Consider the following 25,262-nt stretch of genomic DNA (forward strand, 5'->3'; position numbering starts at 1 on the left):
CGTTACACCGTCACATTCATCAGCGACGCCAGCTCTTCCTTAACGGACTGCACCTGAGGTCCGATCACCACCTGCAGCGTAACCGGACTGAGATGCACCACACCGATGGCGCCGTTGGCCTTGAGCGCGGCGTCATCGACCTTGCTCATATCGACGATGCGCAGACGCAGGCGGGTCAGGCAGTTATCCAGCGAACTGATATTTTCCACGCCGCCCAGCGCCTCGAGGATCGCGGGCGCGTTATAGCCCGATTTGCCCGCGCCGGCGCGACTCACCTGACGCTCGACGCCACTCTCTTTTTCACGCCCTGGCGTGGCGATATTGAAGCGAATGATGGCGAAGCGGAACAGCGCATAGTAGCCCGCGAACCACAGCGCGGCGGCGACCGGCACCCAGTACCATTTAGTGGCGAGGCCGTGCAGGATGCCGAATACCACAAAATCGATGATATTGCCGTCGGTATTGCCGATAGTGACGCCCAGCACCGCCATCAGCGTAAAGCCGAGCCCGGTGAGCAGCGCGTGCAGCAGATAGAGCGCCGGCGCGACAAACAGAAACAGGAACTCGATCGGCTCGGTGGTGCCGCCGACCACGCAGGCCACCACGCCGGAAATCAGCAGGCCTTTAATCTTGTGGCGATTCTCCGGCCGGGCGCAGTGGTAGATGGCGAGCGCTGCGCCCGGCAAGCCGCCGAGAAACGCGGGCATTTTTCCCTGCGAGAGAAAGCGGGTGGCGCTTTCCGAAAAGCCTTGCACTTCGGGGCAGGCGAGCTGCGCCTGGAAAATGGTCAGCGCGCCGCTGACGCTTTTACCGCACACCTCCATGGTGCCGCCCGCGTCGGTAAAGCGAATAATCGCCACCAGAATATGCTGTAACCCAAACGGCAGCAGCAGGCGTTCGCCGGTGCCGAACAGCATCGGGCCAAAGTCGCCTGCGCCGTTAATCATCCAGCCGAGACCGGCGATGCCGCGCGCGAAGAAAGGCCAGATCAGCGGCACCGCCAGGCCGAGCAGGCCGGTAACCAGCAGGGTGATAATGGGAACAAAGCGCGTGCCGCCGAAAAAGGCCAGCGCGTCCGGCAGCCGAATGGTGTGGAAGCGCTCATGCAGCCAGAATACCACCACGCCGACAATCACCGCGCCAAGAATGCCGGTGTCGATCGCCTGGATGCCCAGCACCGACTGCACGTTGTTGGCCTTCAGCAGCGCGGCGTCGCTGGTGGGCAAAATGCCTTTCATCGTGAGCCAGAAGTTGGTGCTGAGGTTCATCACCGTATAGCCGACAAACCCGGCGAAGGCGGCAACGCCTTTATTCTCGCGCGCCATGCCGAGCGGGATGGCAATGGCGAACATCACCGGCAAAAAGCGGAAGGCGAAGGCGCCGGTCGCTGCCATCCAGACAAACAGATGCTGCAGCAGCGGCTGGTCCAGCAGCGGGATCAGCGTCAGCACGTCGCGGCTGCTGAGCGAACTGCCGATGCCGAGCATAATGCCGCAAAACGACAGCAGGGCGACGGGCAGCATAAAGGTCTTGCCCAGGCTCTGAAAGAACTCCCAGAGCGACAGGCGCGGAAGTGGAGCGGACATATTTTCTCCTGGAAAGAAAGTGACAGTACATGGTGGTGAAAAGATGATAAAACGTTTTACCATGCTGTTTTGAGCGGCCTGTCACATTGTGCGCTGGTGCGATAAAGTTAAGTTTATTCGGCAGGTTTAACGTTTTACTTATATGATACGGCCATGTAAGAGCTTTCCGCAGGCGTGCAACATGTCGCAGCAAAAAATCACCATTAACGACGTCGCCGAGGCGGCGGGCGTCTCCGTCACCACCGTTTCGCTGGTGCTTTCCGGCAAAGGGCGCATCTCGCCCGCCACGGCGGCGCGGGTCAACGAGGCGATCGAGCAGTCAGGCTATGTGCGTAACCGCACGGCGGCGGCGCTGCGCGGCGGCGCCAGCGGCGTAATCGGCCTGATCGTCAGGGATTTGAGCCAGCGCTTTTACGCTGAGATGACGGCCGGGCTCAGCGAGGCGCTGGAGGCGCAGGACAAGATGCTGGTGCTGACCCAGAGCGGCGCGCAGGGTCAGCATCTGGCGCGCTGCTTCGAGTCGCTGGTGGCGCAGGGCGTCGACGGCGTGGTGCTGGGCGGCGATGCGGGCAACGGCGCGGCGCTGGCGACGCGCGCCGCCGAGCTCGGGCTGCCGCTGATCTGCGCCTCGCGCGCCAGCTATCTGGAGGGGACGGACAGCCTGCGGCCCGACAACGCGCTGGGCGCGCGCATGGCGACGGAATATCTCATTCGTCAGGGACATCAGCATATCGCCTGGCTAGGCGGCAGCGGCGCGTCGCTGACGCGCGCCGAGCGCATCGGCGGCTACTGCGCCACGCTGCTACAGTACGGCCTGCCTTTTAAGCCGGAGTGGATTATCGAGTGCGAAGAGAGCCAGAAGGCGGCGGCCGAGGCGACCACACAGCTGCTGCAGCGCCATCCGCGGCTGACGGCCATCATCGCCGCCAACACCGCCACCGCGCTGGGCGGCTACTTCGCGCTGCTGCGCAGCGGGCGCACGCTGGGTCAGGGCGCGGTTGACAGCTATTACGCGCAGCAGATGGCGCTGGTGGGTTTCAGCGACGAGCCGCAGGCGAACCTGAGCGATCCGCCGCTCACCTTTGTCTGCAGCCCGGCGCGGGAGATGGGCCGCGCGGCAGCGGCGCGCATCCTGCTGCGGCTTAGCGCGCCGGAGACCGCCAGCCAGCACATGATTTTGACGCCGAGCCTTATCGGCGGCGACAGAGTGCGATAAGCGCGCCAGCGCCTTTAATCGTGATAGACCTGGCTGCGGCCGCCGTCGATCACAATGTCGGTCGCATTGATAAAACGCGCTTCGTCAGAGGCTAAAAACAGCGCGGTGTAGGCGACCTCGTCCGGTTCGCCGATCCTTTTGCAGGGCAGCAGATTTTGCTGCCTTTGCCGTTCCGCCGCCGGGTCCGGGCAGCTGGCCAGCCAGGCTTCTGCCGCGGGCGTCATGATCAGGCCGGGCGAAATGCTGTTGATGCGAATGCCCTGGCTGGCGTACTCCACACCCAGCGAGCGGGTCAGGCCGATCAGGCCATGTTTCGCCACGGGATAGGGAAAGGCGCCGGGAATGATTTTATGTCCGTGCACCGACGCGACGTTGACGATATTGCCGTAGTGGCGTTTTAGCATGCCTGGCAGCACGCTGCGTATCAGGTTGTAGGGCCCCTGTAAATTGACGTTGATACAGCGCTGCCAATCGTCGTCCGTCAGGGCGAGCGCGTCGCGAAAGACATTCACGCCCGCGCAGTTGATCAGGATATCGATATGGCCGAAGGCGTCCTCAACCTGGCGGACGCCCGCCGCAACCTGTTCCGGCTGCGTCACGTCCGCCACGCAGGCGATGCACGGCTGGCCTGTGTGCTGCTGCAGCTGCGCGGCCAGCGGCTCCGTCGTCTCCGTCGTCAAATCAAGCAGCGCGACGCGCGCGCCTTGCCGGGCGAAGAGCGAGGCGATAGCGCTGCCGATGCCGCTGCCCGCGCCCGTTACGACGGCGGTCTTCTGTTTTAAACGTTCTGACATTTTCGCTTCCTTATGATGACAACGGTAAAATCAGCCAGTCGGCAAGCTGCCAGCGCCGGCCGTCGCGGGCTTCCTCGATCAAGGGCCAGTCGCCGCTGCGGGTCAGCCATTCGACGCCCTCTTCAGTGACCAGCAGCGTATCCTCGCTCTTAACGCCGCTCAGCGTAGGATTCCAGGCATGCGCGGTATCGGCCGCAATGGCGCCCGCGGTGTCCGGCGTAACAATCCAGTCGCGACAGCCGTAGCCTGCCGGACCGCCCTGATGGTGCTCGCGCCAGCCCTCCGTCCAGCCGTGGCGCCGGTAGGCCTGTTGAATCTGCGCAAAGAAATCCTGCCAGCGCCGGTTAACCGCGATAGCCTGCAGAATATCGGCATGGATCCCGGCCAGCGTGCCGATACGCTGTTTCAGCGCCTCATCAGGTTCGCCGAGATGCACCATCCGGGTCAGGCTGACGTTAAGGCCCAGCCGCTCCGCGCCCAGGGTGATCAGCATCTTTCTGGCCAGGCGTTTGGTGCCCGGCACCGGATGTTTATACAGCGCAATGCGCTCGTCAGCCGCCACCAGGGTGCAGACCGGGCGAATGCCGCACGCCAGGCAGCGTCCGACGATCGCCGCTTCGACCTCGCGCTCGCTGATGCCCGGACAGAGCGCGCGCGCCACCTCTTCGACAATGCGGGCGGCTTCCCGGCCCAGCTGGCGGAAGCGCTGTTTTTCATCCTCACTCAATCCCTGGCGCAGCCGGGGAAGCTCAGGTTCCATATTCACCGTCGAGGCGAGCGGCGCGTCGCTGCCCAGCCGCGCCGGCCGGCACGAGGCAAGCGCCGTTTCCAGCGACGTATACCAGGGATAGCAGCCGGTTTCGCAGGCGAACGGCAGCGGCTCTTCCGCCAGAATGCGGGGCATTTCGTTCTCCGGCGCCAGCAGCCGTACCCGATCGGGGAAGATCAGCAGGCTGGCGACGCCGGTCTCCGCCCGCTCCACCACATAATAGCTGGCGCCCTGAGTGAGCCAGGCGATGTTATCCCGTCGGGTGAGCAGCAGCGCATCCAGCTGCCACCCGGCAAGGGCGCGCTGCAGGGTGTGTAGCCTTTCGCTCATAACGATACCTCCGCGCGGCGCGTCTCTTCAACGACGCGTTCGCGCCTCGCAATCAGGTCGGCGGCGCGGTGAGCCACCGCCATGACGGCCGCATTGGTATTGCCGCTAATAATATTCGGCATCACCGAGGCATCGACCACCCGAAGTTTTTCTAAGCCCCGCACCCGCAAATCAGCGCTTACCACCGCCATGGGATCCTGTTCATGGCCCATGCGGCAGGTGCCGACCGGATGGTAGCCTGTTTTCACCATGCGCTTGCAGTGCGCGGCGATCGCCTCATCGCCTGTGACCTCCGCGCCGGGAAATATTTCGTGCTCAATCATGTCGGCGATCGGCGATGCCGCCATCACGCCGCGCGCAAAATTGAAGCCGGCCAGCGTGCGGGCCAGATCGTCGGGATGGCCGAAAATTTGCGTATCGATAACCGGCAGAGAGGCGGGATGCGCGTCGCGCAGCGTGACGCGGCCGGTCGCTTTCGGCCGCAGCAGCAGCGAGTTAATGGTCACGCCATGGCCCGGATCCCGGCCCATAACGTCGCGATCGAGATAAACGGTGGGTACGCAGAACATCTGTATGGTCGGCGTCGCGCTGAAATCGAGCGGATCGAAGAAGGCGCAGGTTTCCACGCCGGTGGTGGTCACCGGACCGGTTTTGAACAGCAGATACTCGATGCCCGCTTTGATCATCGGCCAGCCGCGATCCTGACCGTAATAGCCGAAGGCGCCGCGCGTGGTGGCGACCACCGGCACCTCATAATGATCCTGCAGGTTGCGGCCGACGCCGGGCAGGTGGTGACGCAGGGCAATGCCCCGTTCCGCCAGATGATCCTGCGGTCCGACGCCCGACAGCATCAGCAGCTTCGGCGTCTGATAGGCGCCGGCCGCCAGAATCGTCTCTTTGCTCGCCTCGGCATGGTGGGTGACGCCATGACGCCGGTAGCGTACGCCTCTGGCTTCCGTTCCCTCGAACAGAATCTCCTCAACCTGCGCCTCGGTTTCAATCACCAGCCGGCTGTCATCGCGCAGCGGCGCGATAAAGGCGTCGACCACGCTGCAGCGCTTGCGGGTGCGCCAGTCGATGGTGTGCTGCATAAAGCCGACGCCGAACGGGTTGCCGGTGTTGAAGTCGGGCGTATAGGGAATGCCCAGCGCCTGCATCGTTTTTACCCAGGCCCGGCTGAGCGGACTGAAGTGGCCGAGGTGCGACACTTTCAGCGGCCCGCCGACGCCGTGACTGGGCGCGCCGAGATGGTCGTTGTCTTCGATTGCGGTAAAGTGCGGCAGCAGCGCCTCCCAGGACCAGTCGACGCCGGTATGGCGCAGCGCGCTGTTCCACTCCGCGTAGTCCTGCCGGTGTCCGCGCATATAGACCATGGCGTTCACCGTCGAACCGCCGCCTAATACTTTCGCCTGCGGCACGATGACGCCGCGCCCGTCGAGCTGCGGCTGCGGCTGGGTCTGATGCATAGTCAGGTATTTATCGCTGGCGAGATATTTCATATAGCCTGCCGGCATCTTCAGCACCGGATGATAGTCGCCGCTGCCGGCCTCTAACAGCAGCACGCGAGCGTTGCTCTCTTTTACCAGGCGCGCCGCCACGATACAGCCCGCGCTGCCGCCGCCTACCACGATGTAGTCAAAACCTTTCATCTTGTTCCCTTTATTCCGATAGCGCCGAGTTCAGCTTGCGTAGCCGCCTGGCGGCGGGGTTGTTCTGCTCGCCCGGGTCGAGCGGCGTGAGTAAAAAGCACCAGGAGGTGGCTGCGCTGATGAGATAAAGCAGGGCGTAGCACCAGATGACGCCCTCGGTACCGAACAGGGCGTTCAGACCGCTATAGAGCGCGGGGCCAAAGAAGGTGGAGAGCCCGGCGGCGAAACAGTAAATCGCCATGGCGTTACCTTTGTCTTTCTTTTCGCACAGCGAGGAGAAGAGCGCGGCGGCGGGCACGTAGCCGCACAGCGTGATGCCGTACAGGCAGGCGAAGAGCACGCTGAGCGCGAAGCTGCCGCCGCTCCACTGCGGCACGAAGTACATCAGCAGCATCGAGATGCAGGAGCCCAGGCCGCCGAAGAAGGTCAGCACCTTGCGCCAGCCGATGCGGTCGCTCAGTTTGCCGACCACGGGATTAAAGCTCATGCCGACCAGCCCCATGATGGTGATCAGGCTTAAATATTCCGTTTGCGAGAAGCCGATACGCTCGGTAAAGAAGCCCGGCAGAAAGATAAAAAAGCCAAAGTAGGGCGTGGTATTGATAATGCGTACCACTGCGGCGGCGGCGATGCGCGGTTCACGCCAGAGAATATCGATGCCGCCCATCAGCGTCCGCCAGACGCCCTGACGACGCTGATCCTCGTCCAGCAGCGGACCATAGCCGGTGCGCTCTTTAACGGCGACCAGCATTACAACGATGCCTGACGCCACCAGCACCAGCGAGAGCCAGAAGGTAGCGTATTCGCCGATCAGCCTGATGGAAAAAATCGCCACCAGCGAACCGAGCGTCGGCAGACCGCCGGTAAAGGCGAGCCAGAACCAGCCGGTAGCGGAGCCGCGCATCTCCAGCGGCGCGGCGGACTGGATCCAGACCAGAAACGCATAGGCGAACATCGGGTAGGCGATGCCGCGCAGGCCGTAGGTCAGCGCGATGCCCACCACGCTTTGCGCAGGCAGCGCAAAGGCGAGAAACAGCAGCTCGAATACCACCCAAATCACGCCGCCAAGCAGCATGACCCGACGCGGCCCAATCAGGGTCGACAGCGAACCGGCTAACCACGAGCCCAGCGTCACCGTGACGCCGTAAAAGGCAATTACCGTGGCGGCGATATCGAGGGTAAAGCCGTGGTGGCTCAGGTAGGGCGCCAGATAGTTGGATTCCACGCCGTCGCCAATCATAAAAAGCAGCACCGCAATATAACCCCAGGCGAGCGCCGGCGGGATGCCCAGGCGGCGCAGCAAAGGCGAGGGTGCCGCGGATGTTATTTTTGTCATAGCAGATGATTCCATAAGTAGGGTGTGGTTTCAGGCGAGGTAGAGGAATCGCTCGCCTGGCATCAGCAAATGAAATTTCTTGCCGGGATAGCGGGTCAGCATGTCATCGACGAACCAGGCGGGGTTGTCGCTGTTGCAGCTAAAGAGATCGTAATGACAGGGCAGCAGCAGATCGCCGCCGATGGCGTGGTGGAGATCCGCCGCATCGCGAAAACTCATATTCGGCATAATGCCGCGTCGGCCGCGGGCAACATCGCCGCCGTTGATGGGCAGCACGCAAATGTGCGGCCTGAGCTGCGCCATCTGGCTCTGCAGCGCCTCGGTCACCAGGGTATCGCCGCTGTGCCACAGGCTGAGCGCGCCGCAGCGGAGGTAATACCCTAAAAATCGGTCGTTGCCCTCGTCATCGCGCTCGTAGTCGCTGTGCGCCGCAGCCACCGGCAAAATTTGAAACTCGCCCGCCTCAATCAGGCTGCCGGTTTTCGCCAGCCGCACCTGACTGCCGAGGAGACGATTTTCCGCCTGCAAAAGTCGGCCGTCGGGCGCCGGGACCCAGATCGGCAGCAGCGGCGCTTTCTCCGCCAGCGGCTCAAGGGTGGCCAGATCGAGATGATCATCGTGGAAATGGGTAATCAACACCGCGTCGCACACCGCCAGCGCCTCAGGCGGCAGCACCGGCGGGTAGCGGCGCACGAACTCCGTGTCGGGATGGCGCCGTTCGATGGCGTCGCTTAAGTAGGGATCGATCGCCACCAGATCGCCGGCGTGATTTTTAATAACCATGCCGGCCTGTCCCAGACTCCAGACGGCCAGCGCATGACAGGGCACCTGCGTGGCGGTGAGTTCTGCCGCCAGCTGATGCGGGTCGCGAAGAACAAATGCCATGGTTTCTCCTCCGGGCTTAATGAAGCCGCACTCTAAAACAAGCGGATAACGGAGGCTGGAGGAGGCGTCACAGAAGTTAGTTAACGCTGTTTACTAACATAAGCGATACTGCATTTCTCTCCTTATGAGGCGCAAACGCAATGAAGCAGATCGGCTTAAACAACTTTCAGGTGCGCAAACACAATAAAACGCTGTTTATGACCCTGATGTGGCGGCATAAACAGGTCAGCAAATCGCAGCTGGCGCAGCTCAGCGGGCTGACCATTCCGGCCACCACTAAAATCCTGAACGAGCTTATCGGCGAGGGAAAAATCGTTCATTCCGACGTGGCCCTGAGCCATCGCGGCGTCAACGGCGGCAGCTATCAGCTGCCCACCGCTGGCCCCTGGACGCTCTGCATGTGCATTACGCCGACGCGCATCGAATATCAGCTGGCGGATGCGCAGCTGGTCGCGCAGGGCGACTGTCAGCAGCGGGCGATCGACGCCGCGACGCCTGACGCGCTGCTGAAAGAGACAGAGGCGTTATGGCGCCAGGTCTGCCAGCAGTGGCCAAAGAAAAAAATCAATCTGGCACTGGCGGTGCATGGCCAGGTCGATCCCGTCACCGGCGTCTCGCAGCATATGCCGCAGGCCGCCTGGAAAGCGCCGGTCGAGCTGAAATATTTGCTGGAAGAGCGTCTGGGCATCGAGGTCAGGGTAGACAATGACTGCATCATGCTGGCGCTGGCGGAAAAGTGGCTGAACCGCAATCAGCAGAGCGAATTCTGCGTCATCAACGTCGACTACGGCATCGGCTCTTCTTTCGTCATCAACGGCGAGATCTTTCGTGGCAATCTCTATGGCAGCGGGCAGATCGGCCACACCATTGTCGATCCGCAGGGCAGGCGCTGCAGCTGCGGTCGGCGGGGCTGTCTGGAAACGGTAGCGTCGCTGAGCGCCATGAAACAGGCGGCCCGATCTATCGACAGCGCGTCGCCGCCGCTGACGAATCGCGAACTCTTCGCGCGCTGGCAGCGCGGTGACGTCTGGATTACCGACTGGGTGAATCAGGCGGCCGAAGCGATCGGCATGAGCCTGTATAATTTCCTTAATACGCTGAATATTAATCAGATATGGCTCTATGGCCGCAGTTGCGCCTTCGGCGAAAGCTGGCGGCAAACCCTTGTGCGGCAGATCGATTTCAATCCTTTCGATCCGCGCGACAGCGTAAAAAACCGGGCGACCAATATCCATTTTGGCCAGCTGGATCGGGCAAGCCAGCTGCTGGGCATCGGTTACCTCTACGTTGAAAACACCGCGACCGGCTGACTTAGTAAACTCCTTTAACTAAAATCTGTGAGCCTCTGAACTTTCACTCTGCGTGAAGGGTGGTCATATAGCCGCACCTTGACCCTCCTGCGGAGTAGCGACGTGAAACAACAACAGCTCTTTATGCGTTATGTGTGGGGAATCTGCCTCGTGGCGGCGTGCGGCGGCTTACTCTTCGGCTATGACTGGGTGGTGATCGGCGGCGCCAAACCCTTCTATGAAGCCTGGTTCGGCATTACTGACCCGGCGACCTCCGGCTGGGCGATGAGCTCGGCGCTGGTCGGCTGCGTGGCCGGCGCAGTGGTATCCGGCTGGTCAGCGGACAGATTTGGCCGCAAAATCCCGCTGATGATCGCTGCGCTGCTCTTCGTCACCACCTCGATCGGCACCGCGCTGGCCCCCAGTTTCGAACTCTTTGTCTGGTGCCGCATTCTGGGCGGCGTCGGCATCGGTATCGCCTCGGCGCTCAGCCCTATGTATATCGCGGAGATCAGCCCGGCGGACAAGCGCGGCAAGTTCGTTGCGGTTAATCAGCTGACGATTGTTATCGGCGTGCTGGCGGCGCAGCTGGTGAACCTGCTGATTGCCGAGCCGGTCGCCAGTGAGGCTACGCAGACGATGCTGCGTCAAAGCTGGAACGGCGAATATGGCTGGCGCTGGATGTTCGCCTCCGCCGCGATCCCTTCGACGCTTTTCCTGGTGCTGATGTTTTTTGTGCCCGAATCGCCGCGCTGGCTGGTGATGGCGGGCAAAAAAGAACGCGCCCATGCCATGCTGCGAAAAATCGGCCCGGAGCCCTATGCGCAGCAAACCCTGTCAGAAATTTCGCTGGCGGTTGAAAAGGATAAAAGCGCCCGGCGCGCCTCCGTCGGCACCCTTTTCGAACCCCGCATTGCGCCGGTGATGGCGATCGGCATCGTACTGGCGGTGTTCCAGCAGTGGTGCGGCATCAACGTCATTTTCAACTATGCGCAGGAGATTTTCGCCTCCGCAGGCTTCGATATCAACGGGACGTTAAAATCGATCGTCGCCACCGGCCTGATCAATCTGCTGGCGACGCTGCTCGCGCTGCCGCTGGTGGATCGTCTGGGTCGACGCAAGCTGATGCTGCTGGGCGCGGGCGGCTTAACGCTCTGTTACGGCCTGATCGCCGCCGCCTATATGCTGGGGATGCTGGGATGGCCGGTGCTGATTCTGGTGCTGGCCGCTATCGCCATCTACGCGCTCACGCTGGCGCCGGTGACCTGGGTGCTGCTGGCGGAAATCTTCCCGAACCGGGTGCGCGGGCTGGCGATGTCAGTCGGTACACTGGCACTCTGGATCGCCTGCTTTATCCTGACCTACACCTTTCCGCTGCTCAATGCCGGGCTGGGCGCAGCGGGCAGTTTTCTGCTCTATGGCCTGATTTGCGCCGCAGGTTTCCTGTTCGTGGTGAAAAAAGTGCCCGAAACTCGTGGCGTTACGCTGGAGAAACTGGAGGAGCAGCTCACGGGCGCGCCGTTGCCTGCGGCGAAAATCGCGCGTAACGAGGTGTAAGATTATCAGTGCAGGGAAGTGCTGAGGAGGGAAAGGCTGGTCACGCGAGGTGACCAGCTTCATCGCGAGGCGCGGTTACTTACTGCGGCATGCCTTCGCTGGTGGGCAGGCCGAGCATATAGCGCGACATAAACTGCTCCAGCGTCATGGTGTCGCCGTTCATGTTCACCTGGCCGCCGTTGTACTGCAGGCTGGTGACGATATTGTTATCCTGCTGCTGGGTCAGACGGAACATCTGGCCCATCGCCGCCAGGCCTTTCACCTGCTGATCCGCCAGCTTCTGCGCGTCGTCGCCGGTATAACCTTCGGCCAGGCCGACGTTGCGCATTACTTCGGTCGCCATCGGCATATTGATCACCAGCTTGGCCGATAAGCTCTTCAGCACGCGGTCCACCATGCCGGAGAGATTTTGCGGCTGTCCGGTAACGGTGGCGGGATCGTTGAAGTTAGCGGTGAGGTTAAAGGTGCTTTCGCCTTTCTCGTTTTTCCAGCTAAGCGGCGCGATGCTTACCATCGGCGCGCCTTTCAGCAGCGTCGGCAGGTTATTCATCAGAATGGTGTTGACGCCCGCCTGATAGCGAATCGGATCGTTGGCGAGGCCCGGCTGATTCAGCAGGTCCTGCATCTGCGCGTGATAGTTGTCGGAGAAGGCTTTTACCGCCTGGGCGTCGAACTGCGCCAGCTTCATGCTCAGCTTCGCTTCGCCGAAATCGTTGTTCTGCAGGTGGACGTTATCGACGCGATAGTCGATGTTTCCGCTGATTTTGCCCGCTTTGTTATCAAACGATGAGGTGCCGTTGAGCTTTTGCAGCGTCAGCGCATCCTTGCCGTTGACGCTGGCGTTGAATTTCTCCAGCTCGACTTTTTGATCGCCGATGCGCACGCCTTCCGGCGTCAGGTGCGTATTGCCGCTTACCTTCACGCCGTTAGCGGTAAACAGCACCGGCATGCCCATCTCGTTTTTGCTGGTGATGGCGATGCTGTCGATATCGCTGTCTACTGAAACTTTATCGCCTTTGCTGTCCGCGCTGACGTTCAGCGTGCCGCCGTTGGTCGCCACGCGCTGGCCGGTCTGCGCATTCTGATAATTAACCGGCAAAAAGTGCAGGGCGGTATCGGTCGCGCCGCTGTAGCCGATGCGGGTATCCGCATTCGCCGGCGATTTATTGTCGGTCAGGGCGAACAGATTTTTCAGCGCATCGGTGTTTTCCAGCTCGGTGTGCACCGACGCCATGCTCGGGATCAGCGTAAAGCGACGCAGCTGGGCGAACGGGAAGGGGCCGTGATCGATGGTTTCGTTAAAGACGATGCTCTGGCCAGGCTTCAGGAAAGCGTTATCTTCGGTCTGCGAACTGGCCTGCAGCACCAGCTTCGCCTTGCTGCTGAAGACGCCGCGCTGGTAATCCTGATAGCTGAGCTTGAGGCGGCTGTTGGGCGCCAGCGCGTTGAGCTGCGTATTGGCGTTTTGCACCAGTTCATCCATATGGCTTTCCAGCTGCTTACCGGTAAACCATGCCGCGCCGGTCCAGATTACGCCCAGGGCGATAATCACACCTACGGCAACGTTGGTCTTTTTCATTGCTGAGTCGTCCTTATCCTTGTGTCCGCTTACGCCGCTGTCCGACGTCCGGCGAGGGAAGAAAAACGCCCGCGGGCGTTTTTCGCTAATAGATTGAAATAATAGCAGTTAGGGCCAGTTCCGTCAGCCGAATCAGCGCAATGCGTTAAAAACGCGCGCCAGGCGGCCGCTTCCGGTGGCTTTCAGCGCGCCGTCGCTGGCGGGAACAAAGCAGGATTCTCCCGGGCGCAGCGTCAGCTGCTGCTGGCCCAGGGTCAGCGTCGCTTCGCCTTCAATGCAAAACAGGATCGCCGCGCTCTCCTGCGAGAGGGGTTGCGGTTCGCTGTCCAGCGCGTGAATGGCGAAAGCGAAATCCTCCACCGGAACAGGGAAGTTCAGGGCGCGATCCTGCCGTTGCGGCTGGGTCAGCAGCTGCGACGCCGGTTTTGACTGAAACTTGACGTTGGCGAGCAGCTCGGGAATATCGATATATTTCGGCGTCAGGCCGGCGCGCAGCACGTTATCGGAGTTGGCCATCACCTCCAGCGCCACGCCGTTGAGGTAGGCGTGCGGCGTCTCGGCGTAAAGAAACATCGCTTCGCCCGGCTGCAGCGTAATCACGTTCAGCAGCAGCGGCGAAAACAGCCCGCTGTCGTCCGGGTAATCTGCCGCGATCGCCTTAATGGTCTCCCACGGCTGGCCGTCGCGCGCGTTGAGCGCGGCTTTCAGCACGCCCAGCGCCAGCGACTTCGCTTCGCCCTGCAGCGACAGCAGGGTGGTGAACAGCGTCGCCAGATTGTCGCTGTCGGGATGCTGTAGAAAGTGGGCGATCTGCGGATGCGCGCCCGCCACCGGCTGCAGCAGCGAAGCAATCTCGGGCAGTTCGCGAAAGCCGTTCATCGCCTGGAAAGGGGTCAGCGCGTAGACCAGCTCCGGCTTATGGTTGGCGTCTTTATAGTTACGCTCCGGCGCGTTGAGCGGGACGCCCGCCGCGTTCTCGCGTGCGAAACCCTCTTCCGCCGCGCTTTTGCTCGGATGAACCTGAATCGACAGCGGCTGAGCGGCGCACAGCACCTTAAACAGAAAAGGAAGCTCACCAAAGCGTTTCGCCACCGCATAGCCCAGCATTTCTTCGGGCGCGGCGTTGATGACGTCGCGCAGCGAGCGACGCTCGCCCTTCACCTCAACCTGAGAAGGGCTTTTGGGATGCGCGCCCATCCACAGCTCCGCCATCGGCGCGCCGCCGGGATTGGCGATGCCGTAGAGTTCCGTTAAGGCGGTTCTGCTGCCCCACGCGTAATTTTGCAGCGAATTGACCATTTTTTGCATAATTAACCCTTTAATCACGGGAAGTTATTGCGCCTATTAAAGCAGAAAATGGCGGCGTTACTACATATGAAGTGCAAACAGCGCGTCAGACTCGCATAATGTTAAATTCTTGTATGTAAGAATTCTGCGCGTCCAGTGTTCTTCCCGCGCTGGGCGACCAATCACCACAACCTGTGCTAAAGGAGACGTAGACATGGCAGCCACGCGCATTGAAAAAGATTCAATGGGGCCCATTGATGTACCCGCAGACAAGTTATGGGGCGCGCAAACGCAGCGCTCGCTGGAACACTTCCGTATCTCGACAGAAAAAATGCCTACCGAGCTGGTCTACGCGCTGGCGCAGACCAAGCGCGCCGCCGCCACCGTCAACCGCGATCTCGGCCTGCTGCCGGCTGAACGCGCGGACGCCATTGTTAAAGCTGCCGACGAGGTGCTGGCGGACCAGCACAGCGGCGAGTTTCCGCTGGCGATCTGGCAAACCGGCTCCGGTACCCAGACCAATATGAACATGAACGAGGTGCTGGCCAACCGCGCCAGCGAAATCCTCGGCGGCGAACGCGGCATGGCGCGCCTGGTGCACCCCAACGACGACGTTAACAAAAGCCAGAGTTCTAACGACGTCTTCCCGACCGCGATGCACGTGGCGGCAGTGATCGCGCTGCGCGAAAAGTTGATCCCGCAAATTGAAACGCTGAAGAAAACCCTGAGCGAGAAGTCCAGCGCCTTTCAGGATATCGTCAAGATCGGCCGCACCCATCTGCAGGATGCGACGCCGCTGACCCTGGGCCAGGAGATCTCCGGCTGGGTGGCGATGCTGGAGCATAACCTTCGACATATCGAGCAGAGCATTCCTCACGTCGCCGAACTGGCGCTGGGCGGCACCGCCGTCGGCACCGGGCTGAATACCCATCCGGAATACGCGGTGCGCGTAGCGAAAGCGCTTGCCGAGCTGACCGGGCAGCCGTTCGTCACCGCGCCGAATAAATTCGAGGCGCTGGCGACCACCGATGCGCTGGTGCACGCGCACGGCGCGCTGAAAGGGCTGGCGGCTTCGCTGATGAAGATCGCCAACGACGTGCGCTGGCTGGCGTCAGGCCCGCGCTGCGGCATCGGCGAGCTCTCTATTCCGGAAAACGAGCCGGGCAGCTCTATCATGCCGGGCAAGGTTAACCCGACCCAGTGCGAAGCGATGACCATGCTCTGCTGCCAGGTCATGGGCAACGACGTGGCAATCAATATCGGCGGCGCGTCAGGCAACTTCGAGCTGAACGTCTTCCGGCCGATGGTGATCCACAACTTCCTGCAGTCGGTACGCCTGCTGGCTGACGGCATGGACAGCTTTAACCACCACTGCGCCGTCGGCATCGAGCCGAACCGCGACCGCATTTCGCAGCTGCTCAATGAGTCGCTGATGCTAGTGACCGCGCTGAATACCCATATCGGCTACGACAAAGCGGCCGAAATCGCGAAGAAGGCGCATAAAGAGGGGCTGACGCTGAAAGGCTCGGCGCTGAAGCTGGGCTATCTTACCGAAGAGGAGTTTGACGCCTGGGTGCGTCCGGAAGAGATGGTCGGCAGCATGAAGGCGTAACCCGACGTCGTGATAAAAGGCCAGCGCTGCTGGCCTTTTTTCGTTATATCGGACAGTCGACCCACAGGTGCAGCCGCGGGATCAGCAGATTGAGCGGCTGCGCCGCAGGCTTATAGCGGTGCTGCACGTTATCCGCGTTGTAGTTCAGCAGTTCGCCCAGCACCGGCACCTGGGTGCGGTCGCGACACAGCACGACGATCGGCGACGGACAGGCGAGCTGCGTCTGTTTTTTCTCGTCGGCGCGCCAGACGCGCGCGATCGGCTGCACCTTCACCGGGCGCTTGATCTTCAGCCGCGCGGTGGCGGGCAGGGCGCGCACGCTCTCCAGCTCATCCTGCACCTTTTCCGCCCACTGCTCGCGCGTCCAGGGCGCCTGCGCGCGATTCGCGCTGAGGCTCTTTTCCAGCTGGGCGATAATTTCTTCGCGCTTTACGTTTTTAATCACGTGCTTGTTGGCCCAGCCGAAACGCAGACTGTCCGGCGCCTGCAGCAGGGTAATGGTGCGATAGGCGTTAAGGGTAATCAGGCCGCGCAGATGCTGGTGCACGAACTCAAAGCGCGCCTCGCTCGGCAGGCCCGATTCCACCGTGATGATCTGCTCCAGCCGCGCCTTGTATTGATTCACCTGCGCAATCTGGTCGATCAGGGCAGTTTCGCGTTCGCCTTCGGCTTCAATGCAGAGGGCGCCGGGCAGGCGAACGGCCGCTTTGGTGCTCAGCTTTTCTGACTGATGCTGCATAAAGAGCCGGCAGAAGTGCGCCAGCGCCATCTCGCGCGCGGCTTCGCCCAGGTGCTGCTCAACGGCGATTTCGGTCACGGCGTCATGTTCGTGGCCTTTTTCTATCGGCGGCAGCGAGAACACCCGCGCGATCAGCAGCGGCTGCGCCATAATCATCTCGCGCAACTCGCCCAGCGACTGTTCGAGGCGGTTAGCGCAGTCATGCAGGTCGGAAATCAGATCGTAACGCATCAGCGGTCTCCATAGTTACAACATACCTAACTCTGACAGAGAACATCGCTGCGTGCAATCTGTTCTATTAGTTACAGCATACATAAAAGTTAATTAATTAAACCGTGCGGCCTGACGGCTAAACAGGCAAAGCGGGGCGAGCGGCATTGTTTCGGTTTTTTCCTTATCTCATAACATGTTATAAAAGGCGCTACCTGTACAAAAGGGTGGCGGATGTGAATCAACGGAATAAACCCGGCGTGCCGGCGGTAGTCGTGCTGGGGCTGGTGCAGATACTCTCCTGGGGCGGCTCATTCTATCTGATGGCGGTAATGGCCGCGCCGATCGTCGCGGAAACCGGCTGGTCGCAGCAGTGGGTCTACGGCGCGCTGTCGCTCGGCATTCTGGTTTCCGGCCTGCTGGCGCCGCTGAGCGGACGCATTATCGCGCGCACCGGCGGCCGGATGCTGCTGGCGCTGAGCGGGGCGGTGATGGCGATTGGGCTCACGATAATGGGCTTCAGCCATTCGCTGCCGCTGTTTCTTGGCGCCTGGGTCGTTATCGGCGTCGGCATGGCGATGGGACTCTACGACGCGCTGTTCGCCACGCTGGGCACGCGCTACGGCGGCCAGGCGCGCAGCGCCATTACCAGCATTACGCTAATTTCCGGCTTTTGCACCTCGCTGGCGTGGCCCGGCACCGCGTTGCTGATTCATCTGCTTGGCTGGCGCGGCGCCTGTTTCGCTATCGCCGCCATGATGCTGCTGCTAGTGCTGCCTGCCTATATTTACGCGCTGCCGGATAAAGCGGCGGCCCTGAAGCCGAAAGCGGCGACGGCGCCTGTGCCGCAGAGCGATATCGCGCCGTCGCTGTTCTGGCTGCTGTGCGCCATTTTTACGCTCGCCTCGGTGATCATGACGGCAATTTCAGTACAGCTGATCGCTTTGCTGCAGGCAGGCGGCTACACGCTGGCTGCCGCGCTGGGGCTCAGCGCCATTCTGGGGCCGTGTCAGGTGGGATCGCGCGTCGTCGATATTTTGTTTAAAGGCGGCCATCCCATCTGGACCGCCTTTTTCTCGGTGGGACTGGTGGCGCTCGGCCTGCTGTCGCTGGCGCTATTCCCGCAGCTTGCGCTGCTCAGCATGGTGCTTTACGGTGCAGGAAATGGCCTGCGCGCCATCGTGCGGGGAACTTTACCGCTGGCGATGGTCAAACCGGAGGCGTACGCCGTAGTGGTTGGCAGGATGGCGCGTCCGGCGCTTATCGGTCAGGCGCTAACGCCTCTGGCGGGCGGATATCTGTTTGAAACCTTCGGCGCGTCCGCTACGCTGTGGATGCTTTGCGCGCTGGCGCTGCTTAATGTGGCGCTGGTGATGCTGCTGAAAAATCGGCTGCCGTCGGCGTCGCCAGCGGCGCTTTAAGGGCAGGGCGGAGGCTGGCGCGGCGCGGGCTGAACAGCTTGTGCTGTCGGCTGCCGGGTTTTAATGAATACGTGCCCTGGCGCCGTCGCCTTGCTTCTAAAAAGCAACAGTGTTTGTTATATTTATTGCTCACTGAATGTTCACTTACGCGGCAATAAAACAATAAGATGCACCGCAACTCAGGATAATGAAATGCTTGATTACCGCTTCCCGACAGCTTTGCAAATGGTTCTTAGCGTAGCGATGGCGGAGCAAATGGGTAAACGCTCGACCAGCGCCATTCTGGCATACGGCCTTGAGGCGAATCCCAGTTTCATCCGTAAGCTGATGGTTCCGCTCACCCGCGACGGCATTATCGTCTCGACGCTTGGCCGCACCGGTTCGATTCATCTGGGGCGTCCGGCCAGCGAAATCACGCTGCGCGATATCTATACCTCGGTGATTGAGGACAAAAAGCTCTGGGCGTCGCGTCCGGACGTCGCGCCTCGCTGTCTGGTCAGCGCCAATCTCTGCTGGTACTTCAAATCGATCGCCGATGAAGCCGAGCAGGCTTCGCTGGACGTGCTGGAAAAACGCACCGTCGCCGACGCGCTCGAAGAGCTGAAGAAAGGCAACGAAACCGAGTGCGCGCCTGTTCTGGAACCGGATGCTATCGAAGACCTGTGCAAAAAAAGCCGCTAAACGCGGCTTTTTTTATGGTTAAGCAATTTCTTGTCGCGCTATTTTTGCCGTAAAGGATTCTGCTTCCAGCGCATGGCCAGCCACTCAAATTCCTGATACGTCGTCTCTGAGTGAATATGCTCTCTAATCGCCTTAATCAGGGGCTCCGCAATATCCCAGGCTTGAATAACAGTAGTAAAAGAGGTTCTCTTAATCATCCGCTCATCATCTATCCCTTCACGAATACTGACGGCGACTCTCTCATAAAAATTTAAAATATATTGTAACTTGCGCCGCTCAAGCATCTCTTTTTCCGTTATGGTTTTACCTTCTCGCGGAAAAACATACGAACGAAAAGAATTGCCTGAACGATTTACTTTTTTAAGAACGTGTAAAGATTCCGTGTAATCCTTATGCTGGCGGCTTTCGAATAAAAATTTTGCGGTCTCTGTTTTTTTTGCTGTGCGCACGTTATAGAAGATGGCGCATGTGGCGACAATAACGCCGAGCAAGACGATGGCGTTACTGATGAATGGCCAGATAGTCAGGTTTGAAGTCATATTTTTCATCCATGAAAAAGGCGGGTTGCTTTCCCGCCTTAGTTATTTTGCGTCTGCTTGGAATCCGTCAAATTCGTCTCTTGCTTTGTTCATGCAGCCTCCCTGAATAGCCTTGTTGCTTTCGCGTTAATAGTTAATTCTTCATGCTTTTGCTGACTGGAAAATTAACCTGGCACATTTTCTCTTTCAATGAGTTCTCTGCATAGCTTGCGTAGCGTTACGCAAATTTCATATTCCACTTCCATCATCTGAATAAAAGAAAGGGCGGTCGCTGACCGCCCTTACTCTTTACGCTGTCTGCATCGCCTCTTTCGGCGCCTTGCGCGTCACCAGCTTACGCAACGTGACGTAGAACACCGGCGTCAGGAACAGACCGAACAGGGTGACGCCCAGCATCCCGGCGAAAACGGTGATGCCGGTGACGCCGCGCACTTCTGCGCCCGCGCCTTCGCCCAGAATCAGCGGCACGGTACCAGCGATAAAGGCGATAGAGGTCATCACAATCGGACGCAGACGCAGACGACAAGCCTCCAGCGCCGCTTCCACGATGCCTTTGCCCTGCATCTCCAGCTCGCGGGCGAACTCCACGATAAGAATGGCGTTCTTACATGCCAGCCCCATTAGCACCACCAGACCGACCTGCACAAAGACGTTGTTATCGCCGCCCGTCAGCCAGACGCCGACCAGCGCCGAGAGCATGGTCACCGGCACGATCAGGATCACCGCCAGCGGCAGCGTCCAGCTCTCATAGAGCGCGGCCAGCACCAGGAACGCCAGCAGCACCGCTACCGGGAAGACGATGAAGGCGGTATTGCCCTGGGTCGCCTGCTGATAGCTCAGATCGGTCCACTCGATATTCATGCCGTTCGGCAGCAGCTGACTGGACATTGCTTCCAGCTGGGTCATCGCCTGCGCGGAAGAGAGGATGCGCGGATCGGCATCGCCGATCAGGTCTGCCGCCGGGTAGCCGTTATAGCGGATCACCGGATCGGGCCCGTAGGTGGTGGTGATATGCACCATGCTGCCGATCGGCACCATCTCGCCGCGATCGTTGCGGGTACGCAGGTTAGCGATATCCTCCACGCTGTCGCGGAACTCGCCGTCCGCCTGCGCCATCACGCGCCAGGTGCGGCCGAAGCGGTTGAAGTCGTTGACGTACGACGAGCCGAGATAGGTCTGCAATGTGCTGAAAAGATCGGTCAGCGATACCCCCTGCGCCTTGGCTTTATCGCGGTCGACCTGCACGTCGAGCTGCGGCACATTCGCCTGATAGGAGGAGATGGGATAGTGCATGCCCGGCGTCTGCATCACAGCGCCTGAAAGGGTGTTAATCGCCGTCTGCAGCGCGCCGTAGCCCAGCCCTGCGCGGTCCTGCACGTAGAGCGAGTAGCCCGAACCCTGGCCGAGGCCCAGAATCGGTGGCGGCATAATTGAAAAGCCAAATCCCTGCTGCAGCTGAGCGATCTTGGCGTTGATTTCCGCGTTAATCTCCGCCGCGCTGTGGGTACGCTCGCTGAACGGCTTCAGGCCGAAGAACACCGTGCCGGTATTGGGCGTGTTGGTGAACTGCAGCGCATTCAGACCGGGGAAGGCGACGGAGTAGGCCACGCCTTCGGTATTCATGCCGATTTCGCTCATCTTGCGGATCATTTCGTCGGTACGCTCCAGCGACGAGCCTTCCGGCATCTTCACGCCGCCGATCAGGTAGAGCTTATCCTGCGTCGGGATAAAGCCGCCCGGCACGGCGTGGAACATAAAGCCCGCGCCCGCCAGCAGCAGCACGTAGACGCCGAACACCGCGCCGCGACGACGCAGCGTTTTGCCGACCAGCCCTTCGTAGCCGTGCGCGCTGCTGTTAAAGAAACGGTTGAACGGTCGGAACAGCCAGCCGAGCAGGCGATCGATAATGCGCGTCGGGATATCTTTCGGCGCATGGTGATCCTTCAGCAGCTTCGCCGCCAGCGCTGGCGACAGCGTCAGCGAGTTGATGGCGGAGATCACCGTGGAAATGGCGATGGTGACCGCGAACTGCTTATAGAACTGGCCGGTGACGCCGGAGAGAAACGCCATCGGCACAAACACGGCGCAGAGCACCAGCGCGATGGCGACAATCGGCCCGGAAACTTCGCGCATCGCCTGATGGGCGGCCGCCTGCGGCGAGAGGCCCAGCGCGATATTACGCTCGACGTTCTCCACTACCACGATGGCGTCATCCACCACGATGCCGATCGCCAGCACCAGCCCGAACAGGCTCAGGGTATTGAGCGAGAAGCCGAGCAGGTAGAGCACGCTAAAGGTCCCGACCACCGAAACCGGCACCGCCAGCAGCGGAATGATCGAGGCGCGCCAGGTCTGCAGAAACAGGATCACTACCAGCACCACCAGGGCGACCGCTTCCAGCAGCGTATGCACCACCGCGCTGATGGAGTCGCGCACGAACACGGTAGGGTCGTAAGGCGCGGCCCACTGCACGTCGTCCGGGAAGCGCGTCGCCAGCTCGGCCATTTTAGCGCGCACCGCGTTAGAGAGATCGATGGCGTTGGCGCCCGGCGCCTGGAAAATACCGATGCCGACCGCGTCCTTATTGTTGAGCTGCGAGCGCAGCGCATAGCTGCCGGAGCCCATCTCGATACGCGCCACGTCGCGCAGCCGCACCAGCGAGCCGTCGTCCGAGGTTTTCAGGATGATATTGCCGAACTGCTGCTCGTTTTCGAGGCGGCCCGCGGTGTTGATAGAGAGCAGAAAGTCGGACTGTTTCTTCAGCGGTTCAGCGCCGAGCTGGCCGGCCGACACCTGCACGTTCTGCTCCTGCATCGCCGTGATCACGTCGGCGGCGGTCAGGCCGCGCGCGGCGACCTTGTTGGGATCGAGCCAGACGCGCATCGCATATTCGCCTGCGCCGAAGATCTGAATCTGGCCCACGCCCGGCAGGCGCGCCAGCTCATCCTTCACCTTCAGCGTGGCGTAGTTGCGCAGGTAGAGCGAGTCATACTTGCCGTGCGGCGAGAACATATGCACCACCAGCGTCAGCGTCGGCGACATCTTCTGGGTGGTGATGCCGAGGCGGCGCACATCCTCCGGCAGGCGCGCTTCCGCCTGGGCGACGCGGTTCTGCACCTGCACCTGCGCCTGATCGGGATCGGTGCCGGGGCGGAAGGTGACGGTGGTCACCAGCACGCCGTCGGAACCGGCCACCGATTTCATATACATCATATTTTCAACGCCGTTGATCGCCTCTTCCAGCGGCGTCGCCACCGAGTCGGCAATCACCTTCGGGTTAGCGCCGGGATATTCGGCGCGCACCTGCACGCTGGGCGGCACCACGTCCGGGTATTCGCTGATCGGCAGCAGCGGAATGGCGATCAGGCCGGTGAGGAAAATCAAAATCGACAAAACGGCGGCGAATATCGGCCGGTCGATAAAAAAGCGGGAAAAGTCCATAGCGGCAGTAGCCTCAGTTAGTTGGCGTTAGCCGCGCGCATCGCGACCTGCTGGGCCGTTACCGGCATTCCGGGCATAAACACTTTTTGCAGCCCGTCGACGATCACGCGATCGCCCGACTGCAGCCCGCTTTTCACAATGCGCAAACCCTCGGCCATCGCGCCGGGCTGAATGTCGCGGCGCTGCGCCTTGCCCTCTTTGTCGACGACATAGACATATTTGCGATCCTGATCGGTCAGCACCGCCTTGTCGTCAATCAGCAGCGCCTGGAACTCTGCGCTGCCCGGCAGGCGGACCCGGGAGAAGAGGCCAGGCGTAAACTGACGCTGCCGGTTATCAAGCAGGGCGCGCATGCGGATGGTCCCGGTGCTGGCGGTGAGCTGGTTGTCGGTGAAGTCGACCATGCCGCGGTGCGGATAGCCGCTTTCGCCCGCCAGACCGATTTCGACCGGCAGCGAGCCGCGCTGCTGGCCCTGACGCGCCATCGCCTGGTAGTGCAGGAAGGTGGTTTCATCGACGTCGAAGTAGACATACATGCGATCCTGCGACACCAGCGAAGTGAGCACGCTGGCGCTGTCGCCGGCAGTCACCAGGTTGCCGGTGGTGATCATGGCGCGGCTGGCGCGTCCGTCGATCGGCGCGGTCACGCGGGTAAAGTCCAGATTGAGCTGCGCCATATCCACGGCCGCCTCGGCGGAGAGCACGTCCGCCTGCGCCTGGCTGGCGGCGGAGCGCCGCTGCTCCCACTGCTCACGCGACACCGCCTGGGTGCCGATCAGCTTCTCGGTGCGCGCCGACTCGCTGCGCGCCAGCGCCGCCTGGCTGCGGGCGCGCGCCAGTTCGGCCTTCGCCTGCTCCAGCGCCGCGCGGTAGGTGCGGTCGTCAATGGTGAACAGCACCTGGCCTTTTTTCACTTCGTCGCCTTCGCGGTAGTTCACCGCATCGATATAGCCGGAGACGCGCGGGCGCAGCTGCACGCTCTGCACCGCTTCGATGCGGCCGTTAAAACTGTCCCACTGGCTGACGGGCTTCACCACCACGTCGGCGACGCTGACCTGAGGGGGCGGCGGCGGGGCGTTTTGCGCCACGCCTTTGTCACATCCGCTGAGTATGCTGCTGAGCAGCACCGCGCCCAGGAGGGTTGAACCCTGACGAACCCACTTCGTTTGTCTGTTCATTATTGTTATTCCGCATAGCGTTAAAAAAGAGCCCACAAAGGCGGGCCAATATTTGCAACTTTTAAGATTGCAATTAATCGCGAGGAGTGTAGGCTTGGGCATCCAGCAACTGCAAGAATATCTGATACACTTTATGTGCGGTTTTGACTGAGGCAGAGCGGGGCGGAGAATGTCCTTACGGCGAGTGCGGCATTTAATGTATCAATCCAACTTGCATTAAATGGCAAAGTCAGTCACCCTTAAAGTGTAATTGCAACTGATACTGATACTGTTCGCAACGGCGACGGGAGAAAATGGGATGATGAGCGACGCATTTATTCACGATCTAATCGACTGGATCGATAACAACATCGAAGCACGTCTGGATCTGGACACCGTATCGGAGCGCGCAGGCTATTCTAAATGGCACCTGCAGCGTATGTTTAAAGAGCACACCGGCTATCCGCTGGGTGAGTACATCCGCATCAAGAAGCTGAAGAAATCCGCGGATCGGCTGACCACCACCAATGAGCCGATCCTTAACGTCGCGATTTCGCTGGGCTTTGACTCGCAGCAGTCTTTCAACCGCAGCTTTAAACGCCAGTACGGCGTTGCGCCAGGCGCCTGGCGTCGCCACGGGGCGCAGATGCAAGCCATGCAGTGATCCCCGCAGGGCCAGCTTCGCTGGCCCGCGCTGTATCTGCCCGCTAAAGCTGGTATCATCAGCGTCCTGTTGTCTGGGATGCCATCATGTCGAAAAAACTCTGGATTGCACTGATCATCGTGCTTGCGGCCGCCTGGGCCGGTTTTAAACCCCATCTGAATGTTTCACCCACGTCTGAATCCGGCGACATCAGCTCGCTGACCGATGCGCGCACCGTAGCGCGTTACCTGCTGCAGCATCAGCAGCTGCCGGCTTATTACATCAGCAAAAACGACGCGCGTCGCCGAGGCTGGGATCCCGCCAAAGGCAATCTGTGCGAGGTACTGCCGGGCAAGGCGATAGGCGGCGACCGTTTCGGCAACCGCGAAAAGCGCCTGCCGCAGCGCAGCGGACGCTTATGGTATGAAGCGGACGTTAACTATCGCTGCGGCCATCGCGAGGCGGATCGGCTGGTTTACTCCTCCGACGGTCTGGTCTATATCACCACCGATCACTATCGCAGCTTTAAGCAGGTGCCCTGA

At 60.8% G+C, this 25,262-nt stretch carries 20 protein-coding genes; 8 read left to right on the forward strand and 12 right to left on the reverse strand.

Features of this window, described 5'->3' with window-relative positions:
• Positions 1–2: 2 nt before the first annotated feature.
• Positions 3–1,586 (reverse strand): maltose/glucose-specific PTS transporter subunit IIBC, encoded by a 1,584-nt coding sequence (gene malX, locus B3229_RS13050; protein WP_286871328.1) that lies wholly within the window; start codon positions 1,584–1,586, stop codon positions 3–5.
• Between the two features lie 181 nt (positions 1,587–1,767).
• On the opposite strand from malX, the gene malI reads away from it, so the two are divergent.
• Positions 1,768–2,802, forward strand: a complete 1,035-nt coding sequence (gene malI / locus B3229_RS13055; RefSeq protein WP_033747350.1) for a Mal regulon transcriptional regulator MalI — start codon at positions 1,768–1,770, stop codon at positions 2,800–2,802.
• Between the two features lie 14 nt (positions 2,803–2,816).
• Here the strand turns inward: malI and B3229_RS13060 are convergent, their stop codons facing one another.
• From B3229_RS13060 to B3229_RS13080, 5 genes are read right to left on the reverse strand one after another with little or no spacing between them, the layout of a single operon-like run.
• Complete coding sequence (locus B3229_RS13060) at positions 2,817–3,596, reverse strand: SDR family oxidoreductase (protein ID WP_286871331.1); 780 nt, start codon at positions 3,594–3,596, stop codon at positions 2,817–2,819.
• A 10-nt stretch (positions 3,597–3,606) separates the two neighbouring features.
• Positions 3,607–4,695, reverse strand: a complete 1,089-nt coding sequence (locus tag B3229_RS13065; protein WP_286871333.1) for a M24 family metallopeptidase — start codon at positions 4,693–4,695, stop codon at positions 3,607–3,609.
• Positions 4,692–6,344: a GMC family oxidoreductase gene (locus tag B3229_RS13070; RefSeq protein ID WP_286871335.1), complete on the reverse strand. Its 1,653-nt coding sequence runs from the start codon at positions 6,342–6,344 to the stop codon at positions 4,692–4,694. The genes B3229_RS13065 and B3229_RS13070 overlap by 4 nt, the downstream gene beginning before the upstream one ends.
• 10 nt (positions 6,345–6,354) lie before the next feature.
• Positions 6,355–7,680 carry an MFS transporter gene (locus B3229_RS13075; RefSeq protein WP_286871337.1) on the reverse strand — a complete coding sequence of 442 codons (1,326 nt, stop codon included), beginning with the start codon at positions 7,678–7,680 and terminating at the stop codon, positions 6,355–6,357.
• A 30-nt stretch (positions 7,681–7,710) separates the two neighbouring features.
• Positions 7,711–8,565: an MBL fold metallo-hydrolase gene (locus B3229_RS13080; protein ID WP_286871339.1), complete on the reverse strand. Its 855-nt coding sequence runs from the start codon at positions 8,563–8,565 to the stop codon at positions 7,711–7,713.
• A gap of 140 nt (positions 8,566–8,705) precedes the next feature.
• Between B3229_RS13080 and B3229_RS13085 the strand changes: the two genes are divergently transcribed.
• Together B3229_RS13085 and B3229_RS13090 are read left to right on the forward strand one after the other, a co-directional pair.
• Entirely contained in the window at positions 8,706–9,875 is a 1,170-nt protein-coding gene (locus tag B3229_RS13085; RefSeq protein ID WP_286871341.1) for an ROK family protein, read from the forward strand.
• Positions 9,876–9,998: 123 nt separating this feature from the next.
• Positions 9,999–11,411: a sugar porter family MFS transporter gene (locus B3229_RS13090; RefSeq protein ID WP_410477766.1), complete on the forward strand. Its 1,413-nt coding sequence runs from the start codon at positions 9,999–10,001 to the stop codon at positions 11,409–11,411.
• A 79-nt stretch (positions 11,412–11,490) separates the two neighbouring features.
• Here the strand turns inward: B3229_RS13090 and B3229_RS13095 are convergent, their stop codons facing one another.
• Both B3229_RS13095 and manA read right to left on the reverse strand, forming a co-directional pair.
• Entirely contained in the window at positions 11,491–12,990 is a 1,500-nt protein-coding gene (locus B3229_RS13095; RefSeq protein WP_048782011.1) for a YdgA family protein, read from the reverse strand.
• Positions 12,991–13,122: 132 nt separating this feature from the next.
• The gene (gene manA, locus B3229_RS13100; RefSeq protein WP_286871345.1) at positions 13,123–14,298 is read right to left on the reverse strand and encodes a mannose-6-phosphate isomerase; all 1,176 of its coding nucleotides are present in this window, start codon (positions 14,296–14,298) and stop codon (positions 13,123–13,125) included.
• Between the two features lie 193 nt (positions 14,299–14,491).
• On the opposite strand from manA, the gene fumC reads away from it, so the two are divergent.
• Positions 14,492–15,889: a class II fumarate hydratase gene (gene fumC / locus B3229_RS13105; RefSeq protein WP_286871347.1), complete on the forward strand. Its 1,398-nt coding sequence runs from the start codon at positions 14,492–14,494 to the stop codon at positions 15,887–15,889.
• A 43-nt stretch (positions 15,890–15,932) separates the two neighbouring features.
• On the opposite strand, the gene tus is transcribed toward fumC, so the two are convergent.
• A complete protein-coding gene (gene tus / locus B3229_RS13110; RefSeq protein ID WP_286871378.1) occupies positions 15,933–16,862 on the reverse strand; it encodes a DNA replication terminus site-binding protein in 930 nt (309 codons plus the stop codon).
• 212 nt (positions 16,863–17,074) lie between these two features.
• Between tus and B3229_RS13115 the strand changes: the two genes are divergently transcribed.
• Complete coding sequence (locus B3229_RS13115) at positions 17,075–18,259, forward strand: MFS transporter (protein ID WP_286871349.1); 1,185 nt, start codon at positions 17,075–17,077, stop codon at positions 18,257–18,259.
• Positions 18,260–18,451: 192 nt separating this feature from the next.
• Positions 18,452–18,940 (forward strand): RrF2 family transcriptional regulator, encoded by a 489-nt coding sequence (locus B3229_RS13120; protein ID WP_033747332.1) that lies wholly within the window; start codon positions 18,452–18,454, stop codon positions 18,938–18,940.
• Between the two features lie 38 nt (positions 18,941–18,978).
• Here the strand turns inward: B3229_RS13120 and B3229_RS13125 are convergent, their stop codons facing one another.
• The 3 genes from B3229_RS13125 to B3229_RS13135 form a co-directional block, all read right to left on the reverse strand.
• Positions 18,979–19,479 carry a DUF4760 domain-containing protein gene (locus B3229_RS13125; protein WP_286871350.1) on the reverse strand — a complete coding sequence of 167 codons (501 nt, stop codon included), beginning with the start codon at positions 19,477–19,479 and terminating at the stop codon, positions 18,979–18,981.
• Between the two features lie 288 nt (positions 19,480–19,767).
• On the reverse strand, positions 19,768–22,920 hold the full coding sequence (oqxB, locus tag B3229_RS13130) for a multidrug efflux RND transporter permease subunit OqxB (protein ID WP_286871352.1): 3,153 nt from the start codon (positions 22,918–22,920) through the stop codon (positions 19,768–19,770).
• 17 nt (positions 22,921–22,937) lie between these two features.
• Entirely contained in the window at positions 22,938–24,098 is a 1,161-nt protein-coding gene (locus B3229_RS13135) for an efflux RND transporter periplasmic adaptor subunit (protein WP_048780866.1), read from the reverse strand.
• A gap of 298 nt (positions 24,099–24,396) precedes the next feature.
• On the opposite strand from B3229_RS13135, the gene B3229_RS13140 reads away from it, so the two are divergent.
• Positions 24,397–24,741 carry a helix-turn-helix domain-containing protein gene (locus tag B3229_RS13140; RefSeq protein WP_033747323.1) on the forward strand — a complete coding sequence of 115 codons (345 nt, stop codon included), beginning with the start codon at positions 24,397–24,399 and terminating at the stop codon, positions 24,739–24,741.
• Between the two features lie 86 nt (positions 24,742–24,827).
• The gene (locus B3229_RS13145; RefSeq protein ID WP_048780865.1) at positions 24,828–25,262 is read left to right on the forward strand and encodes a ribonuclease domain-containing protein; all 435 of its coding nucleotides are present in this window, start codon (positions 24,828–24,830) and stop codon (positions 25,260–25,262) included.

The sequence above is a fragment of the Pantoea sp. UBA5035 genome (assembly GCF_002415245.1).
Classification (GTDB): Bacteria; Pseudomonadota; Gammaproteobacteria; order Enterobacterales; family Enterobacteriaceae; genus Pantoea; species Pantoea septica.